This window comes from Dictyobacter halimunensis (assembly GCF_036245075.1).
Map to the genome: position 1 here is coordinate 493,208 of NZ_BSRI01000001.1, position 15,508 is coordinate 508,715.

Below are 15,508 nucleotides of genomic sequence, written 5' to 3' on the forward strand. Positions count from 1 at the left end.
TATGATCGGTGCCAATCAAGGTACACAGACTCTCTATAACACGTTGACCTTTCGTGCGCTCCTCGATGCTCTGGCGCGTCCTGGAAAGATCAACCAGCTAGAACTTCCTCATTTCGCAGGAGAAGCCCCTTCCTATTTCTCATCCGCGTGCGCAAGCCATACACCGATCAACATGTATGCCCTGGGCGCTCTGCTCACCTTACTTGATCGAGAGACGACGTTTATCATGGCGGTTAATGGTCAATGGTTGGCACATACAGAGACGGCTGTGCAATGGACCATATTGAGAAGCGGTTCAACCGCTTTGGATGCAGACCACGCCCGGCAAGCAGCCTTTGCATTTTTCTGCAACGGTGAGAATAGTCAGATGCTTGCACAACTGAGTGTAGGGACCCTGCTTGAACCAGAATTAAGCGCCACCGCATTTTACTGCGTCGAGTCGCTTGCTGACGCAGAGAAGAGAGAAGAACTGCACGGCGATTTCATGACATTAGAGTTGCGTGGCCCTGGCATTCAAGAGGTACGCATCGTCAACGTCGAGGGCTTGGCGAAGTCGGATATCGAGGCGATTCTTTTCGCACGACAGAGCTATCCACTGGGAATAGATATCTATCTGGTTGATCGTACCGGGCGTTGTATCGGCTTGCCGCGTACAACAAAGATCCTCGTCCATTCTGATGATAAGTAATACATGGCTGGGACAAAAGGTGCTCCATTCATCTCGCAGTCTAGAAAAGGGTTGTAGTAATTATGGCATATGTCGCTGTCAAAGGCGGTACGAAAGCTGTCCTGAATGCAGAACAATTGGTGGACTACTTCCGGCTCAAAGGTGGAAGCGATCCAATCAGTGTGCGCCAGGTTCAGGATCAGATGCGCCTGGCTGTTGATCGTGCGATGAGCGAAGGTGCAATCTATGCTCCAGAATTAGCCGCGTTAGCGCTAAAACAAAGTGAAGGGGATGCTCTGGAGGCAAGCTTCTTGTTGCGTGCCTATCGTTCAACCATATCGCGTGTTGAGTATTCATTGCCGGCTGATGGGGTACGCATGCGCATCTTGCGCCGTATCTCTGCTACCTTCAAAGATATTCCCGGCGGCCAGGTGCTTGGTCCAACACGTGACTATAATCTGCGTTTGCTCAATACACTCTTGCGCGAAGAATCAAGCCAATCAGCACAAAAGCGCCTGGCGGACATCGAAGAACTGATAGAAGACATACCGGGGGAGCCACAGATCTTTCCAAAGGTGATCGAGAGCATGCGCGCGCAAGGTATCCTTGCTGAACCGCCAGTACAAGAGCAAGCGGAAGCTTCTGCCGAACCATACGATATCACGCGCAAGGCTCTGACGTTTCCCGCTCCCCGCAGCGCGCGTTTACAGGTGCTCACGCAAGCCGATACAGGCAGCCTGATGACCTTTGCTTACAGTAGCGTCCGTGGCTTTGGTGATGTACATCCGACCCTGGGTGAGCTACGTTATGGCTACTTACCGGTTGAAGTTGCCCATCCTCTGACCGGCGAATCGGTCGAAATTGGCGAGATTCTGGCAACGGAATGTGAAATGGTCTCGCGCGTGGCTTCACCGGAAGATGAGCCGAACGCAGAGCAAAAACAGGATGCGCCGCTGCCAAAATTTGGCCTGGGCTACGGTTTTGGCTTCGGCCATTGTGAAGTTAAAACCATGAGCATGTCGATGGTGGACCGTGTGTTGAGTGCCGCGAAAGAAGATACTATGCACAGCGCGACGGGACCAGCCTCAAATGAAGAGTTTGTGCTGCTCCACGCGGATGGGGTTGAAGCCAGCGGCTTCACCGCACACTTTAAACTGCCACACTATGTCACGTTCCAGGCCAACATCAGTGTGCTGGAACGCTCTCGCAATCACCAGGCAGAGAAATTTGCGGCCACGGTGGCGCGGCGCCAGCAGGCAGAAGATCAGTTAGAGGATCTGCTGAAAAAGGCACAGGTGAGAAAGGCAGACGAGTAAAAAATGGCAGCAGACAGAACACACCAGAACCAACCAGTTGATCTCATAGGACAACTGCTTGAGCAGCCACACGAGAACGAGCGCATGAATACCGGATCATCGGAAGCGGCCAGAGAGCGCGAATCACTCTACAACTTTGCCTTTATTGATGAAGATTCAAAGCGCGAGATACGGCGCAAGTTGCTCAAGGCGGTGGCCTTGCCAGGACATCTTGTCCCCTTTGCCAGCCGTGATCTCCCCATCGCTCGAGGCTGGGGAACCGGCGGATTGCAGGTGACCATGTCACTTGTGGAGCCGCAAGATACTCTGAAGATCATCGACCAGGGTGATGATGAGAGCGTCAATGCCGTCAATCTGCGCCGTCTGGTTGAGAAAACAACTGGCATACGCTTTACGACCGATACCACGCAGTCCTCTATCGTACAGACACGACACCGGATACCTGAAGAGCAGATGCGTGACGATCAGATCCTGGTGCTACAGGTCCCTATGGCTGATCCTTTACGCGCGGTTGAGCCTGTTTTAGAGTATGCGACCGAGATGCACGCGGAGGCGGACTATGGTCGCATGTGGGTGTATATGTACGAAAGTGTAGTGCGCTCGGGGGATGTGGAGATCTCATCGCAATATCCAGTGCTCGTTGAAGATCGCTACATCATGGATACGTCCCCCATTCCACGCTACGACGTGCCGCGTCTCCACCAGGCAGAAACATTGTACTTATTTGGGGCAGGGCGTGAGAAGCGCGTCTACGCTATCCCTCCCTATACAAAGGTCGTGCCACTGCAATTTGAGGACTATCCTTTCAAGACGGAGCATGATCCCGCGCAACAGTGTGAGCGTTGTGGATCACATGATACCTTTTTAACGCACGTCTTTGTTGATCCTCAGGATTCAGAGACCACGGGACGCTGGATGTATCTCTGTTCGGATACCAGCTTTTGCCAGAAACGGCAGCAGGCCAGAACGCAGCCTGAGAAGGTAAGATAGAGGTTTTGTAGTTATGACAATAAAGGCACAGGCACATAACCAGGCCAGCCAACCATGGATACTTAAAGCTGACAATCTGACAAAGCGTTACGGACCGGGCTGTACATACTGTTCGATGTTAACTGGTCCTGACTATAGCAACCAGTGCCCTGTGTGTGGCACTGTGATTGCATGTGCGAATGTATCCTTCACGCTAGGGAGAGGTGAGGTGCTGGGGATCGTAGGCGAAAGCGGAAGTGGCAAAAGCACACTCATGCAAATGGTCAATTTAAGCTTACCCGCTGATGAAGGCGCCCTCCTATTTCATGAGCCTGACAATCACGATCAAGAGATTTCCAACCCGGTAAACCTATTGACGCTCGATAAATATGCGCGACGGCTATTTCGCAATGAACGCCTGGGCATTGTCTATCAGCGCCCCGAACTGGGTCTGAACATGAAGTTTACGGTTGGTGGCAATGTCGCGGAGAAATTGTTGCTCGCCAACTGGCGCAATGTGGGCCAGATTCGAGCACGCACGACAGAGCTGATGCAGCTCACCGAGCTCGCGCCGGAACGCATTGATGATGATCCAAAGAAATTTAGCGGTGGTATGTTGCAGCGTGTCCAGATCTCAAAGGCGATCTCCAGCAGTCCCGCAGTCTTGTTGTTGGACGAAGTCACGACGGGACTCGATCTCTCAGTACAGGCTCGTGTCCTGGACCTCATCAGACAGATCCGCTGGGAGTTACAGATGACGATGCTCCTGGTGTCGCACGATTTGGGAGTCATTAAACAACTGGCGGAACGCACAATGGTGATGAAGAGCGGTCGAGTGGTAGAGAGTGGTCTGACCGATCAAATTCTGGAAGATCCACAGCATTCCTATACGCAGCTCCTCGTATCTTCAGCCTTATGAACAGAGAGTAGAGAAAATGATGCAGAGCATTGCACAGCAGCAGCCTATTCTGCAAGTAGACCAGCTCCAAAAAGATTTTCATATGCATCTGATAGATGGGCGAATTATCAAGCCTTTTGCCAGTCTCTCATTTCAGGTACGCAAAGGCGGACTCTTTATGATCGGTGGGAAAAGTGGCGCGGGTAAAACGACTATTTTAAAATGTATCTACCGGACCTATCTGACAACCGCTGGCGCTATCTGGTATGAGTCACAGCAATTCGGCCGCGTCAACATTGCCACCGCCCCTGATGAGATTATCCTTAAGTTGCGCGTACGCGAGTTAGGCTATTGCTCACAATTTCTTAAGATATTGCCGCGCGTCCCCGCGCTGGAGGTCACCGCGGAACCTCTGATGCGCAGTGGTATAGCACGCAAAGAGGCATTGGATACGGCAGCACAATGGCTGCAGCGGCTGGGTATCGAAGAGAGCCGCTGGCAGGCTAGCCCGATAACTTTTAGCGGCGGTGAGCAGCAGCGTCTAAATCTGGCCAGAGCGTTTATTGCAGCCCCTCGCCTCTTACTGCTTGATGAACCCACAGCAAGCCTTGATGCTGTCTCAAAATCTATTGTGCTTGAGATGATCAAAGAAGCCAGAGCATCTGGCGTCACTATTCTGGCGGTCTCGCACGATACGGTGGCGATGGAACCTCTGGCTGATGAGATCTTTAAGTTGAATGTGTAATTCTGGCAGAACATATATGTGCGCCACTTTCTCAGGAGCGAATCTGTGCAAACATTGATACAACATGCAACGCTTGTCCTACCTGACCGCTTAATCGAGGATGGCTGGTTGCTTGTTGAAGATGAAGCCATTCTCGATTATGGTGATGCGGCAACATGTCCGACCGGTTCCAGTATACATACGATACACGCAAAAGCCGGGTTCTTGCTGCCAGGGCTGATCGATCTACACTGTGATGGCATTGAACGCTTTGTAGAACCACGCCCAAATGTACAGTTTGATATCCAGCTCGCTTTGCAAGAGGCGGATTATCGCCTGGCTGCGTGTGGCATCACCTGTGAATTTCATGCTGTCTCCTTAAATGATGGCGAGTTCGGCGTGCGGACCGATAAACTGGTGCGCGACCTTTCTCAGATACTGCTTGCTGAGCGGGGAGATTACCTTATTCGCCATAAAATCCATGCTCGTCTGGAACTGAGCAGTGAACGTGGTAGCTCGATAATTGAAGAGATGATAGAGCAGCGAGCATGTGAACTGGTTTCGCTGATGGATCATTCTCCGGGCCAGGGCCAGTATCCCTCGGAAAAAGTCCTGCGCGAGTATATCGCGTTTACGACCAATAGCAGCGATGCGGAGATCGATCTCATGTTGGAGATAAAGCGCAGCCAGTTGATCTATATTCCAGAGCGAATTGAACGGGTCACCTGTGCGGCGAGAAAAGCCGGTTTAGCGATCGCAACGCATGATGATGATACAGCCAGCAAAGTAGAGCAATGGCCAGCACTCGGGGTAAGCATGAGTGAGTTTCCCACCACGATGGAAGCTGCACAGAGAGCGCATGAATTGGGGCTGGCCGTTTGTATGGGCGCGCCCAACGTTGTGCGCGGACGCTCCAGTGGAGGGAATTTAAGTGCGCTGGAAGGAATTAAAGCCGGTATTGTCGATGTGTTGTGCGCTGATTATCATCCACTCTCAATGCTGAACGCTGTATTCAGCCTGGCGAAACAACGCATATTGACCTTGCCAGAAGCTGTCCGCCTGGTCACCCTTCATCCAGCCCGCGTCGTTCACATGGATCAGGCATATGGTTCGCTGACAGTTGGGAAGATAGCAGATATGATCCTTGTGCAGCCCACACAGCAAGGAGCCTATCGGGTGAAACGCCTCTTTCTCGGAGGAGAAGAGAAGCTTGTGCTTGCTTAAAATGTGTCTTCGTAGTGTTGGCGAACTCGAGCGCCCCCGCACAGGCGTCCGCATACGCGGCCGCACTGATTGTTATGGGTTGGTGCAACAGGGGCGTAAATGCGTCCCTGTTGCACCAACCCATAACAATCAGTGCGCATTTTAGTGAATGCAGATAAAAAGAAAAATATATGCTATCACATATTATCCGATAAGGGCAGACGATGAATACACACCAGAATGATAAGCATGTTGCTGAAGGTGATGTGAACATCACACCAGCACGAGAGACGTGGTCGACTCAACTTCCAGAGTCAACGCAAGCACTGTTGGCAGAGGATGCACGCTGGTTTCTCCATCAATCTCTGTCAACGCCCTGTTTGAATGTTGTGAGCGCGGCAGCAGGCGTTTATCTTGAAGATGTTGCAGGAAATCGCATTCTCGATTTCCATGGTAATAATGTGCATCAACTGGGACATGGGCACCCGCGTGTGGTCTCTGCAATCATCAAACAATTACAACAACTCCCCTTCTCGCCGCGTCGATATACCAATGAGACGGCTGTCCAACTGGCAAAACGCCTGGCACAGCTGGCGCCAGGCGATGACAGCTGGAAATTGCTCTTTGCTCCTGGCGCCGCTGAAGCTGTAAGTATGGCACTGAAGTTAGCAAGACGAGCGACCGGACGTTATAAAACAATCTCGCTGTGGGGGAGCTTTCATGGTGCTACGATGGATACCATTGCCATCGGTGGTGAATCTCTGTTCCATAAAGGATTAGGGCCGCTGTTACCGGGCGCACTGCACGTGCCGCCCTATCTTCCCCGCCAATGCGTCTTTGCCTGTGGTGAGAGCTGTTCGCTGAGTTGCGTTCGCTATATCAATACGGTTTTCGAACAGGAGGGGGAAATAGGTGCCGTGATAGTAGAGACGATACGCAATACCGATGTCGTTGCTCCACCACTGGAATATTATCAAGAGTTGCGCGCTATATGTGATCGACATGGCGCGTTACTCATCCTTGACGAAACAGCCATTGCATTCGGTCGTACCGGCAAGATGTTTGCCATTGAGCACTATAACATTCAACCCGATATGATTGTGGTCGGCAAGGGGTTAGGTGGTGGCGTTTTCCCATTCGCCGCACTGCTTGCTCGGGATGATTTAAATATCGCCGGAGATACCTCCATTGGACACTTCACCCATGAGAAATCACCTGTAGGTGCAGCAGCGGCGTTGGCGTTACTCGATACGCTTGCGGATGAGCGACTGATCGAGCGCGCTGCCCAACTGGAGGAACCCTTTGCAGTGAAGTTACAGAAGTATACATCCCACTTCTCGTGTGTTGGGCCAATGCGTCATATAGGGCTGCTCTTTGCGCTGGATATTGTGCATCCAGATCAGCCGAAAGTGCCTTGGAACGCTGGTGCGGAAGCCATTCTCTATGAGGCACTGGCACGAGGATTGAGCTTCAAAGTATCCAGCGGCTCTGTCTTAACACTTTCTCCGCCGCTAATCATAGAGCCTGAGCAGTGGGAAAGTGCCTGTCGTATTCTAGCTGCATCGATCGAAGCCGTGTTAAAACATCGTTAATCGAGTACTTAGATTCCCAGATTTTTTCTGATTAGAGAAATCACTATGGCAGGGGATAGGAATTTTTTCACCCACAGCATCCCTGCATAGCCTGTCATGAAAGGTCCATATGATAATGTCGGAAGAACGTTCTGCCTTGCTCTGGCAGCATAGCTTATCTGAACAACCCTTTATTGCTTCCACAGCCATCGTTCGCGAGAGTGAGCTTGGCGGCTGGACCTCCATCGGCCATGGCTCAAAGCTCCTGGAGTCCAGCATTGGTGCATATACCTATACAAGCGATAGCGTCGAGATCAACTATGCGGAGATAGGGAAATTCTGTTCTATTGCTTCTCATGTAACAATCAACCCTGGCAATCATCCGATGGATCGGGTCATGCAACACCACGCAACCTATCGTCGCGTAGCCTATGGTTTTGCAGAGACTGACGATGAAAGCATCTTCGCGTGGCGTCGGACTCATAATGTAAAAATCGGTCATGATGTATGGATTGGTCACGGCGCCACAATTTTACCCGGTAGAACTATTGGTACGGGAGCGGTTGTAGGAGTTGGTGCAGTTGTCACCCATGATGTTGAACCTTATAAGGTTGTTGGAGGAGTTCCGGCTCACCCAATTAAAGAGCGTTTCACCCGTGAAGTGGCTGCAAAACTGCTGCACATTGCCTGGTGGGATTGGTCACATAAGAAGCTTGAAGAATGCTTTGCCGATTTTAACGATCCGGAATGCTTTTTAGGAAAACATGGCCGCTAGCACTCCGGCACACCTGGTATTGTGACAAGAACGGAAAGAGAAGGACAACCAGGATAAAAAAATGAGAGAAAAAATTATCGCCATCACCGGTGGAACCATCGTATTGCCAGATCGAGCTATACAGGGTTCTATTCTGGTACAAAATGGACGCATCAAAGCAATTACACCTGCAGAACAAACCGATCAGATACAGGCCGATTATCAGGTTATCGATGCTCAAGGTATGTATGTGGTGCCAGGTATGATTGATATCCATAGTGATGCCATTGAGAAGGAAATTGAGCCACGCCCTGGCTCATACTTTCCGATGGACATGGCTTTTTATGAGTTAGAGCGGAAACTGGTAGGCCATGGCATCACAACTATGTACCATGGACTATCTCTGTCTGGTGGCGTAGGTGTACGTAGTGATGAGATCGTTGAGCAGGCGCTGCAAGAATTTTATCGGCTTTCGCAGATGCGTTCACTGATTCGCCACCGACTCCATCTGCGTTACGAAGTGATCAATTTCCCTGCTGTTGATATGGTCAGAAAACATATCAGTGACGGCTCTATCCACTTATTCTCTTTCATGGATCATTCTCCTGGTCAGGGACAATACAGCGCACCAGGCTCCTATACAACGTATGTCAGTAAGACGCACGGCCTGCAGAATGAAGAAGCCAGGGCTATGGCGCGACTCATGGTCGAGAAGCATGCACAGGTTGACTGGCAGAAGCTGAAAGAACTCGCCGTGTCAGCACGAGCGGCGGGCATCCCGCTAGCGTCGCATGATGATGATTCAAAGGAAAAGGTTGATCAGAATCTGCTCCGATCATTATCCATCGGCCATGCTCGCCTCTGTATTTCGTCTGATCAATGAGGGCATGGATATCGCAAAAGCATTCCGCATGGTCACCCTCAATCCTGCACAAGCTGTGAGAATCGATCGGGACCTGGGTTCAATCGAAGTAGGAAAGAGTGCGAACCTCCTGCTTATCGAAGTATTTACGGGACACCCACTGGTACGCAAAACAGTGGTCAATGGTGAAGTTGCCTATCAGTCAGACTATATGCAACTTCCTCAAGCTCAACCGCTTTAAATGATAGATCTGGGCTTGCGGCACATCGCCAACGCGCGATCACGGCGGCGCCGCCGTGATCGCGCGTTGGCGATGTGCCGCTACGATCCTAATTGGATGCGTCGCCACCAGCATCTAAGCCATCAGGCTGCCAGAAGATGCAGCTCTGGCCGGCCACCAGTCGATAACGCTGCCATCCAGTCTCTTCAGCGGGATCAGCTGGCTCCAGTGCGGCTGACTCAAAGCGGGTACCAATCGGTACCAGCAGCGTACCGTCACCATCTGAAGGCGTATGCAACGTGATACGCTGTCCGGTTCCCTCACGCGTCGCCTCTAAGCGTAGCGGTCCTCTGGCGGTATAAATCGTTGTGCTGAGTCGGGGCAGGCCCGCCAGTTGTGGTCGCACTTCATAGCACGCAAAGCCGGGTGCGAGCGGCTTCAGGCCAACAATTTCGGAACTCAAAATATAGAGCGGGGCCACCGGACAGTGGCTCCACTGGGCCGTGGAGTCGGGAATAGCCTGCCAGAATTCTTGCAGCGTATTATTGTAGCGCACAGAATCCATATCGGCCCAGCGCGTACGGAAATCTTTAAGGATGGCATCTGTACGGCCGCCACGTCCAAGCGCCCAATAGCGCCAACCCGCATTGGCCGGGTAGGAAAACCCCATAGTATCGGGACATTCCACCAGGGCTTTGAGGGCAGCCGCAGTCTGACCGGAGGGGCACTGATCATACATGATCGCCGTGGCCAGTGAGCGGTCGCACATGCGAGGACCCTGAAGCTCACTTGCTTCACCCAACCAGGGCAGATTATTAATGAATACGCCCTCTTCAACACACCAGAAACGCTCAACGGTTGCACCCAGCAGTTCCTCACCAAGCCGCTGAGCACGCAGTTCCAGATCAGAGTCGTCGAATGCGCGTGCCAGCGGGACCAGAGCATGCTGTAGCATAGCGGCGGCATACAGATTAAAGGCACACTGCTTGTGTCGCTGCTGCAGATATGCTTCATGATCGATCCAGACGGTGGGGATAGCCAGTCCTTCTACCGGCAACAAACCATGGGCCTCCTGTGTCCTTAAACGATCCAGATAATTGGTCAGCAGGGAGAAGTGCGCATAGGGGGCGCGCACATCCTCCAAACTGCCGGTATCGAGGTAGTGGTGCCAGGTATCAAAAACAAAGCCAACGCTATGGTCCAGAATTGGCCCCCACGATGAGGTCTGGGTCTGACGCTGTCCAATACGAACCAGGCGATCATAGGCGGGCCAGGAATCCAGGAAATAGCCGTCTGGCGTCTGTCCGTCACAATAGGTGTTGAGGAAGCGGCGCGGAAGCTGTCTATCGCCCAGAAACGTGCGCAATGGGAGCAGTTGATGACCACCGTCACCGCTGTATTGCTGCCGCTCACGGCCCATACCATCCACACACGTCTCCTGCGCACTATTGTAGAGCGTATTGATACTGGCATCAAACAAGCGTTGCAGGGCCGGTTCCCCACAGGAGATCTGTGGTTGTTGTGGCCAGTCATATATCCGGCGGCGCACCCCAATCTTCGAAATAGTTACCGGACGCGTCATAGCATGAATATGCAATTGAAGCCAGCGCAGCGACTCAAAATCAAAAGACTCAAATGTGTTGACACCTTCACGACAGATGAAGCGCGACCAGCTATAGAAATGGTTATCCATCCAGGCAGTCTGAGCCGGATCATGCGCCTCCTGATGCATGACCTCAATAATGGTGCCTTCGGGGGCATCGATGGTGAAATATGGCCAGCCGACCAGCTGCTCCTCCCATTCGAAGGTAGCATAGATACCCGTCTGCCGCTGCTGTGGCAGCCCCAATTCCCAGCTGGAACTGTCACGGAAGCGCACGACTGCCGGATCACGTGTGATAGTAAAGGAATCAGGAGTGCGCATCTCGAACCAGTCGCGGGGATCGCGCCGCCAGTGTACATAGCCCGCGTCTGTGAGCCGCAAAGCGGGGACCTCAAACTCGCGCAATAAGGGGATCTGGCGGGTACGCAATTCGGAGTATTGGGCCTCTGGCATAGCATCGGTCAGGTAGTCACGATATCTGCCACAGGCCGCTGGTTTATCAGCCGGGGCGTCAAGCACCTGGGCCGGCAGCCAGCGGTCATCAGGCTGGTAGTCAACAAGATTCCATAGCTCGGGCTGCAGACGAGCATCAAATTCCTCCTGCAGAGCGCGCAGATACCAGCGCTTATACTGTCCCGGCGCATGTGCCCGGTCCAGCAAACTTAACCATCCCTGATCTGAAAGCAATTGCTCTTGTCGCCCATCGGTGTAAGTCAGATCCAGGCGTAACAGCAAACCGGGCTTACCGCTGACCCAGGTGCCCTCCCCATGACCATAGTAGAGCACCTCGACGCCGATCACGTTGCCTCCACTCCGTAGATAAGGCATGATATCCAGCGGATCAGCCTCTGGATAGCGTGGATCGGCGGGTACAGGTCCCCATTGTACCCGCTGGCCATTGACCGTCAGGCGATAGCGGCTATCGGCCACGATCCATCCCTGCGCTCGCACAGGCAACTGCTCAGGCAGCGTCAGGATACGGCGAAACAGGACAAAAGTATTGGGCAGCGTACGCTCAGATGGAAACCATATCCAGCGAGCAGGTGTAAGATCCATAGCATACAATATCACCCCGGGCAGGTGATATCTCCTCTCTCTCTAGTACTCCAGGGCCTTGAAACGTACGTACCCTGGCGCAATTACACCTATTATAGGCCCGCTTTCTGAGATTGTTAATGTGGATACATTCCACCATCAATCAGCAAAGTCTGGTTCGTTATGTAGCTATTGTCCACCAGGGAGAGGATAATCTCGGCCACATCAGCTGGAGTGCCCAGCCGTCCAACGGGTATGCGTTGGATCAGTTCGGCTGGCGCGCCGGGCAGCATGCCGGTCTGCTCAATCAGGGCGGGAGCCACGGCGTTGACGGTGATACCATGCTGCGCCAGGGTACTGGCCAGGGAATGGGTCAGACCCAGCAGGGCCGCCTTGGAGGTGGCATAATGAGGTCCAACGATGCCTCCGGTAAAGGCTGCGACCGAAGAGACAAAAATGATGCGTCCCCAACCGCGATCGCGCATGCCCGGTACCAGACGCTGAGAGAGCAAGAAGGAGGGGCGTACATTAATATTCATGGTGGTATCCCATTCCTCCTGCGTCAGTTGCTCCAACTTCATCTGCTGACCCCGACCAGCGTTGCTAATCAAGATATCTACCCGCCCCATTTCCGCCAGGGCGGTATCCGCCAGTTTCGTCACCTGGTCTGCGTCACCCAAATCAGCCTGGACCGCCAGTGCGCGCCGTCCCATCAGTTTGATCGAATCGACCAGCTCCTGCGCTGGCTTTGCCTGCTGTCCATAGCCGATTACCACGTCGGCCCCCTGTTCGGCCAGCCTACGCGCCGTCTCATACCCGATGCCACTGCTGGCTCCAGTCACCAGAGCCACCTTCCCATGTAGATCCATCGTCAACTCCTTCATAAACAATAGCTGTTGCTTCATTCTCGATCTCTATCAGAATACAACATTGTGGAGAAGGGCTCGACACCTACAGGAAGAAACGATTGAGTCTCCTATTTAAGCTCGTCCGTAATTAAAATGGTTATATATTATTATCTATCGGATTTCATGTTCTACATGGAGGTTCACATGGAAGTCACGGCAATACAATTAATCGTCTGGATCATTATCGCGGCCATAGTTGGTTTCCTGGGTGAACTCATCGCCGGTCGGCGCGCGCCCGCCGGGATACTAGGGGCTATCATGGTCGGTCTGTTCGCCATCTTTCTGATCGTCGGCTTTTTCCATTTTCATATCACAGGTGAACCTAGCGTCGAGGGCGTTCCATTGATAAGCACGATTATCGCAGCAGTTATGCTTGTCGTGGTGTGGAGCAGCCTCTCCTATTATCGTCGTCCATAAAAAGATAGCGGCACGACAAAGAGAGATGGCTACCGTAATCTCCATTGATTATGATAGCCATCTCTCTTTTGTTGTCAGCTGTGTGTTTGAGCCTTGCTCCAGGCGAGGCAACTGCTAGCGCAGGTGCTGCGCCTTCTGGAACAACTGTTGAGCCTGCTGGAATGGATCCTGCTGCTGGGCTTTAGCGTTAGCATGGGCAGACGTGCTGTTACCAAAGGTCGCGTTATTCAGCGTAGTTTGGATCTGCTGCGCCAGGGCATTGCGCAGGGTAGTCAGCGAAATCAGGCCGTTCTCCAGATTGTTGTACGTCTGGTCGTTGGCAGAGTCGCTTTCCAGGGCCTGCGTAGAGATGGCCACGGTCTGCAAGCTCAACGCGCCAACGGGAGCGTTGATCTGCTTGTAGAGCTGACCCAGGCGGATATAGAACGCCTTGTTGCTGCGTACCTGTTTGGGCAGAGCATTCTCGGTGAAAACCTCAAACATGGCTCGTCCATCACTGGTGTAGTCGTCTTTCAGGCCCAGCAGTGACATCATGGTCGGGCGCAGATCCGTCTGGTCGGCCCAGATGCTATGATCAACACCCAGGTGACGTATACCGGGTCCAACCAGGCCCAACCAGGTGGTATTGATGTCAGGTGAGAGATCACCATGGTTCCAGGCATAGCCCGACTGAATCTGGATACAGGGTTGACTGCAGTTAGGCGCTCCAGTATACAGGAAGTAATCGGGTTTGGCGAACATGGTCAGCGTCGGTGTCCTGGCAGGATCAGCGGTCACCATGTGCAGGAAATTCATCTCGACCGAGTCAGCCAGGTAGTTGGTGATCTTCTCATCCTTACCGGTGTAAGGATTGGTCGCGGTCAGATCTCCCAGGGCACGAGCAAAGTTACGGGTCGTCGGATCCTGGCGGCTGGGATTGCCCTTGATGTAAATGTTAGGTGCCGAGTCGGCATGGACAGTGAATGGGGTGGTGATATTCTTCTGCGTTGCCAGCAGTCCGGTCAGGTTGCCATTGACTTCGCCGACCTGTTGATAGGTGCAGGGAATGGTCACACCATCACAATTGGCCGGGCTAGGTGCACCACCGGCGAAGTGATCGTTTTCATCAGCGCTAAAGTTGAAGATCGTATTGCTGGCATTGATGCCGTCCTTTTGCAGGCGAGCGAAGAACTTGCCAAAGGCGTCGTCATATGACTTCAGAGTCTGAACGTAACCCGCCTCACCAGGACCATACGCGCCGTTGTGTGGATCGCTGCCATGAGGATCATGTGCATCTGAGATGTAGGCATAAGTGATCGGTACGTTGTGCTCCTGCATCGCGGCCACATACGAGAGCGAGACAGCGGCGCTCATACCATCAAAGCCAGGGAAACCAACGTGCTGCTTGCCATCCTGGATCACCTGACCATTGAGGTCCACTAATGGACCCGATGGGCTGATCTGTGGCGCGACATATTTATGACCAAACAGGGCCTGGTAGCCGGTGTAGCCACCGGGTTCGCTGGGCAGCACATCAGGCCGACCATTGTTAGCGTTTGAGCAAAGGGCATCATCCTTGGCGCAGTGAATGCCAATGCCGACAAAGTCACTATAGGCCTGAGCACTATTTGATTTAACCTCGGCAGCCTCGGGTGAGTTGGCACCAAAGACGGTTGGGATATCAGTGCCGATGTTCTCCAACACCATGTTGGCGGTCGAAACGGCGCCAAAATTACAACCTGCGCGTGTGTAAGAGACCCACGGGGCCGGTGTATTGGTGTTGGGGGCAGAGATCATATTGTAAGGCGCATTAGGGGCCGTCGAAACTGGCGCGGTCCAGTAGGTAAATGACGGCGTTGAACTTGTGCTACCATCAGGGTTGAAGTAGCGATAGCTGTTGGCAACCGGGTTACCGTGATGTTCACCATACAGGCCAGTCAGGCTGGTCAAAATATCATCTGCAGTATGGGCGATCAACGGTGTGTGATAGTTCGAGAGCATCGTGCCATTGTTTTTAATGAAGTTCAACAGATTGGGCATCTGCTCCAGGTCAGAAGGAACATTGGGATTGTCACGAGTAAAATGCACATTGTCAAATTGAACATTAATGACGTGCTTTACTGCTCCGGTCGGCGAATTCAGCTTACACGATGTGTTGTCAGAACCTTTATTAGAGGCGGCACTGGCAAAATCACCACGTCCAATAAAGAGTGTCAACAGCAACGCCGTGAGCAGAACGCCAGGGAAAAGAACTCCCCATGATCTTTTCAAGACGAGACTCCTTTTAACTAAGATACATTAACAACAGACATGCATAGAAATAGATAGATTTCAATGCCGATTATACAATATTAAGTCTCAAAAACAGTGATCCACTATAGC

At 52.5% G+C, this 15,508-nt stretch carries 14 protein-coding genes; 11 read left to right on the forward strand and 3 right to left on the reverse strand.

Going from position 1 to position 15,508, the window contains the following annotated elements; all coding sequences use genetic code 11:
• The first annotated feature begins 1 nt into the window (after window position 1).
• The 10 genes from phnH to AABA21_RS02145 all read left to right on the forward strand — a co-directional run bounded on the left by phnH (window position 2) and on the right by AABA21_RS02145 (window position 9,205).
• Complete coding sequence (phnH, locus tag AABA21_RS02100; protein ID WP_338247301.1) at window positions 2–688, forward strand: phosphonate C-P lyase system protein PhnH; 687 nt, start codon at window positions 2–4, stop codon at window positions 686–688.
• Between the two features lie 62 nt (window positions 689–750).
• Window positions 751–1,983, forward strand: coding sequence for a carbon-phosphorus lyase complex subunit (locus tag AABA21_RS02105; RefSeq protein ID WP_338247302.1), 1,233 nt, complete (start codon window positions 751–753; stop codon window positions 1,981–1,983).
• Between the two features lie 84 nt (window positions 1,984–2,067).
• The gene (locus AABA21_RS02110; protein ID WP_420917124.1) at window positions 2,068–2,973 is read left to right on the forward strand and encodes an alpha-D-ribose 1-methylphosphonate 5-phosphate C-P-lyase PhnJ; all 906 of its coding nucleotides are present in this window, start codon (window positions 2,068–2,070) and stop codon (window positions 2,971–2,973) included.
• Between the two features lie 13 nt (window positions 2,974–2,986).
• Window positions 2,987–3,871, forward strand: coding sequence for an ATP-binding cassette domain-containing protein (locus AABA21_RS02115; RefSeq protein WP_420917086.1), 885 nt, complete (start codon window positions 2,987–2,989; stop codon window positions 3,869–3,871).
• A gap of 16 nt (window positions 3,872–3,887) precedes the next feature.
• Window positions 3,888–4,595: a phosphonate C-P lyase system protein PhnL gene (locus AABA21_RS02120; RefSeq protein ID WP_338247304.1), complete on the forward strand. Its 708-nt coding sequence runs from the start codon at window positions 3,888–3,890 to the stop codon at window positions 4,593–4,595.
• Window positions 4,596–4,640: 45 nt separating this feature from the next.
• Window positions 4,641–5,798 (forward strand): alpha-D-ribose 1-methylphosphonate 5-triphosphate diphosphatase, encoded by a 1,158-nt coding sequence (locus AABA21_RS02125; protein WP_338247305.1) that lies wholly within the window; start codon window positions 4,641–4,643, stop codon window positions 5,796–5,798.
• A gap of 203 nt (window positions 5,799–6,001) precedes the next feature.
• Window positions 6,002–7,369, forward strand: a complete 1,368-nt coding sequence (gene pbfA / locus AABA21_RS02130; RefSeq protein ID WP_338247306.1) for a (R)-1-hydroxy-2-aminoethylphosphonate ammonia-lyase — start codon at window positions 6,002–6,004, stop codon at window positions 7,367–7,369.
• Window positions 7,370–7,484: 115 nt separating this feature from the next.
• On the forward strand, window positions 7,485–8,123 hold the full coding sequence (locus tag AABA21_RS02135; protein WP_338247307.1) for an LbetaH domain-containing protein: 639 nt from the start codon (window positions 7,485–7,487) through the stop codon (window positions 8,121–8,123).
• A 61-nt stretch (window positions 8,124–8,184) separates the two neighbouring features.
• Window positions 8,185–8,985 (forward strand): alpha-D-ribose 1-methylphosphonate 5-triphosphate diphosphatase, encoded by an 801-nt coding sequence (locus AABA21_RS02140; protein ID WP_338247308.1) that lies wholly within the window; start codon window positions 8,185–8,187, stop codon window positions 8,983–8,985.
• A 4-nt stretch (window positions 8,986–8,989) separates the two neighbouring features.
• Entirely contained in the window at window positions 8,990–9,205 is a 216-nt protein-coding gene (locus tag AABA21_RS02145) for an amidohydrolase family protein (protein WP_338247309.1), read from the forward strand.
• 88 nt (window positions 9,206–9,293) lie between these two features.
• Here the strand turns inward: AABA21_RS02145 and AABA21_RS02150 are convergent, their stop codons facing one another.
• Window positions 9,294–11,843, reverse strand: a complete 2,550-nt coding sequence (locus tag AABA21_RS02150; RefSeq protein WP_338247310.1) for an alpha-L-rhamnosidase N-terminal domain-containing protein — start codon at window positions 11,841–11,843, stop codon at window positions 9,294–9,296.
• A 116-nt stretch (window positions 11,844–11,959) separates the two neighbouring features.
• Window positions 11,960–12,727, reverse strand: a complete 768-nt coding sequence (locus AABA21_RS02155) for an SDR family NAD(P)-dependent oxidoreductase (RefSeq protein WP_338247311.1) — start codon at window positions 12,725–12,727, stop codon at window positions 11,960–11,962.
• A gap of 147 nt (window positions 12,728–12,874) precedes the next feature.
• Between AABA21_RS02155 and AABA21_RS02160 the strand changes: the two genes are divergently transcribed.
• On the forward strand, window positions 12,875–13,147 hold the full coding sequence (locus AABA21_RS02160; protein WP_338247312.1) for a transglycosylase: 273 nt from the start codon (window positions 12,875–12,877) through the stop codon (window positions 13,145–13,147).
• 114 nt (window positions 13,148–13,261) lie between these two features.
• Here the strand turns inward: AABA21_RS02160 and AABA21_RS02165 are convergent, their stop codons facing one another.
• The gene (locus AABA21_RS02165; protein ID WP_338247313.1) at window positions 13,262–15,397 is read right to left on the reverse strand and encodes an alkaline phosphatase family protein; all 2,136 of its coding nucleotides are present in this window, start codon (window positions 15,395–15,397) and stop codon (window positions 13,262–13,264) included.
• Window positions 15,398–15,508: the final 111 nt, after the last annotated feature.

Excerpts from the sequence above, each read along its gene's own strand:
- AABA21_RS02115 (WP_420917086.1), top strand. The coding sequence starts at position 2,987 with ATGACAATAAAGGCACAGGCACATAACCAGGCCAGCCAACCATGGATA.
- AABA21_RS02155 (WP_338247311.1), bottom strand. The coding sequence starts at position 12,727 with ATGAAGCAACAGCTATTGTTTATGAAGGAGTTGACGATGGATCTACAT.
- AABA21_RS02145 (WP_338247309.1), top strand. The coding sequence starts at position 8,990 with ATGGATATCGCAAAAGCATTCCGCATGGTCACCCTCAATCCTGCACAA.
- phnH (WP_338247301.1), top strand. The coding sequence starts at position 2 with ATGATCGGTGCCAATCAAGGTACACAGACTCTCTATAACACGTTGACC.
- pbfA (WP_338247306.1), top strand. The coding sequence starts at position 6,002 with ATGAATACACACCAGAATGATAAGCATGTTGCTGAAGGTGATGTGAAC.
- AABA21_RS02140 (WP_338247308.1), top strand. The coding sequence starts at position 8,185 with ATGAGAGAAAAAATTATCGCCATCACCGGTGGAACCATCGTATTGCCA.
- AABA21_RS02150 (WP_338247310.1), bottom strand. The coding sequence starts at position 11,843 with ATGGATCTTACACCTGCTCGCTGGATATGGTTTCCATCTGAGCGTACG.
- AABA21_RS02160 (WP_338247312.1), top strand. The coding sequence starts at position 12,875 with ATGGAAGTCACGGCAATACAATTAATCGTCTGGATCATTATCGCGGCC.
- AABA21_RS02105 (WP_338247302.1), top strand. The coding sequence starts at position 751 with ATGGCATATGTCGCTGTCAAAGGCGGTACGAAAGCTGTCCTGAATGCA.
- AABA21_RS02110 (WP_420917124.1), top strand. The coding sequence starts at position 2,068 with ATGAATACCGGATCATCGGAAGCGGCCAGAGAGCGCGAATCACTCTAC.
- AABA21_RS02135 (WP_338247307.1), top strand. The coding sequence starts at position 7,485 with ATGTCGGAAGAACGTTCTGCCTTGCTCTGGCAGCATAGCTTATCTGAA.
- AABA21_RS02120 (WP_338247304.1), top strand. The coding sequence starts at position 3,888 with ATGATGCAGAGCATTGCACAGCAGCAGCCTATTCTGCAAGTAGACCAG.